General features: G+C 75.5%; 2 protein-coding genes. Both read right to left on the bottom strand.

Annotation, left to right across the window (positions count from 1 at the left end; genetic code table 11):
- Positions 1 to 68 precede the first annotated feature (68 nt).
- Positions 69 to 1,121, bottom strand: a complete 1,053-nt coding sequence (gene cobT, locus PKE44_RS19240) for a nicotinate-nucleotide--dimethylbenzimidazole phosphoribosyltransferase (RefSeq protein WP_324554439.1) — start codon at positions 1,119 to 1,121, stop codon at positions 69 to 71.
- The coding region (gene cobU / locus PKE44_RS19235) for a bifunctional adenosylcobinamide kinase/adenosylcobinamide-phosphate guanylyltransferase (RefSeq protein WP_324554437.1) at positions 1,118 to 1,622 on the bottom strand (505 nt) is incomplete at its 5' end. The genes cobU and cobT, both read right to left, overlap by 4 nt.

Here is a 1,622-nt window from a genome sequence, read left to right as displayed (position 1 = left end):
GCCGCGGAACAGGCGCCCGCCTTCCGGTTCGCCGTGGCGCATCAGGTCGATGACGGTCGTGTAGCGGTTCATGCGCGCGATACCCCGGCGTCGGCGAAGGTGGCCATTTCATCATGCAAGGCACACGCCATTCGCAGCAAGGGTAAGGCCACCGCCGCGCCGCTGGCCTCGCCGAGCCGCAGACCCAGGTCGAGCAGCGGCTCGGCGCCGAGTGCGGCCAGCACGCGCCGGTGACCGGGCTCGGCCGAGCAGTGCGCGTACAGCAGCCAGTCGGCAAGCGCCGGTTGCAGCCGCAAGCCGGCGAGCGCGGCGACCGAGGCGATGAAGCCGTCGACCAGCACCGGCAGCCCGTGCTGCGCGGCGGCCAGATACGCGCCGCTCAGCGCCGCCAGCTCGAAGCCGCCGAACTCGCGCAGCGCCGCGAGCGGGTCGGTCGTGCGCGCGCGCGCCAGCGCGGACTCGACCGCAGCCCGCTTGCGCTGCAGCCCCGCGGCATCGACGCCGGTGCCGGGGCCGACCAGCGTGGCGGCCGGCTGGTCGAGCAGCGCCGCGGCCAGTGCCGCGCTCGCCGTGGTGTTGCCGATGCCCATCTCGCCGCCGATATAGAGCCGGGCGCCGGCGGCGTGGGCGCGCGCGACCGATTCGGCGCCGGCGGCGAGCGCGCGCCCGAGCTGTTCATGCGTCATCGCCGGCTCGCGCGCGAGGTTGCGCGTGCCGGGGGCGATGCGCCGGTCGAGCACGCCGGGCAGCGGGCCGGGCGGGACGACGGTGCCGAGATCGACGACTTCGAGCGTCGCGGCGTGCAGGCGCGCGAGCACCGCGATCGCCGCGCCGCCGTGCGCGAAGTTGCGCAGCATCTCGGCCGTGACCGCCTGCGGATAGGCCGACACGCCCTCGGCGACGACGCCGTGATCGGCCGCGAACACCGCGATGTGCACGCGATCGAGCCGCGGGCGCGGCGTGCCCTGCAGGCCGGCGAGCCGGATCGCCAGCGCTTCGAGGCGGCCGAGGCTGCCGGCCGGCTTGGTGAGCTGGGCCTGACGCGCCGCCGCTTCGGCGGCAGCGGCGGCATCCGGCCTGCGCAGCGGTGCGTGCAGCCAGTCGAAGAAGGGTTCGCTCATGACGGTGTCTTCAGCGCCAGCGGCAGGCCGGCGACGACCAGCGTCACGCGCTCCAGCCGCCCGGCGAGGCGCTGGTGCAGGCGGCCGGCCTCGTCGCGAAAGCGCCGTGCCAGCGGATCATCCGGCACGATGCCCCAGCCGACCTCGTTCGAGACCAGCAGCAGCCGGCCCGGCAGCGTCGGGGCCAGCGCGAGCAGCGCTTCGGTCTCGGCTTCGAGCGCGGCCTCGTCACCGGCGCAGAGCAGGTTCGACAGCCACAGCGTCAGGCAGTCGACCAGCAGGCAGCGGGTCGGCGCGGCCTGGGCGGCCAGGGTTTCGGCGAGGCCGCGCGGCGACTCGATCGTGCGCCAGTGTGCGGGCCGCTCGGCGCGGTGGCGGGTAATGCGCTCCTGCATCTCGGCATCGAATGCCTCGGCGGTGACGATGCAGCGCACGTCGAGGCCCGAGCGGCGGGCGCGTTCGGCGGCGTAGCGCGACTTGCCGGAGCGGGCGCCGCCGAGG

The organism is Plasticicumulans sp., from assembly GCF_035331805.1.
Taxonomy (GTDB): Bacteria; Pseudomonadota; Gammaproteobacteria; order Competibacterales; family Competibacteraceae; genus Plasticicumulans.
The sequence above is the reverse complement of the archived record's forward strand: the minus strand, read 5'-3'. Positions and strand labels throughout refer to the sequence as shown.